Source organism: Mixta mediterraneensis, from assembly GCF_030283135.1.
In the GTDB taxonomy this organism is placed as follows: domain Bacteria; phylum Pseudomonadota; class Gammaproteobacteria; order Enterobacterales; family Enterobacteriaceae; genus Pantoea; species Pantoea mediterraneensis.
Window position 1 is genome coordinate 1 of record NZ_JASUAZ010000159.1, and the last position, 382, is coordinate 382.

1 protein-coding gene and 1 pseudogene are annotated in these 382 nt (G+C 64.4%); both read right to left on the reverse strand.

The window, feature by feature from the left end; all coding sequences use genetic code 11:
- Window positions 1-175 (reverse strand): annotated as a pseudogene (locus QRY16_RS22045) (pyruvate carboxylase subunit B); the annotation flags it as partial.
- A gap of 15 nt (window positions 176-190) precedes the next feature.
- Window positions 191-382, reverse strand: a 192-nt coding sequence (locus tag QRY16_RS22050; protein WP_289778073.1) for an oxaloacetate decarboxylase subunit gamma, incomplete at its 5' end; no start/stop codon positions are given.

Consider the following 382-nt stretch of genomic DNA (forward strand, 5'->3'; position numbering starts at 1 on the left):
CGCCGAGGAAGCGGATGCAGGCGTCAAAGGTGGCACCGCCCCAGCATTCAAGGGACCAGTAGCCCGCGTCGTCGAGCTGAGCGGCAACCGGCAGCATATCGTCGAGGCGCAGGCGGGTGGCGAAAAGGGACTGGTGGGCGTCGCGCAGGACGACATCGGTAATGGCAACGGTCATGGATTCCTCCGTGAATTAAGGGTTAAGTCGGCGATGGTGGTGGAGAGCGGCGGCAATCACCGGCTTTAAGCGGGCGAAATCGTCAGCGTGCGCGGCGGCGGGCGCAGGTGCCGCCTTCGGCGCGACAGCCGGTTCGGGGAAGAAGCGGTTGACGGCGGCGGAAATGCCCTGGATGGCGAAAATCAGCAGAAACAGAAACGCCAGCAC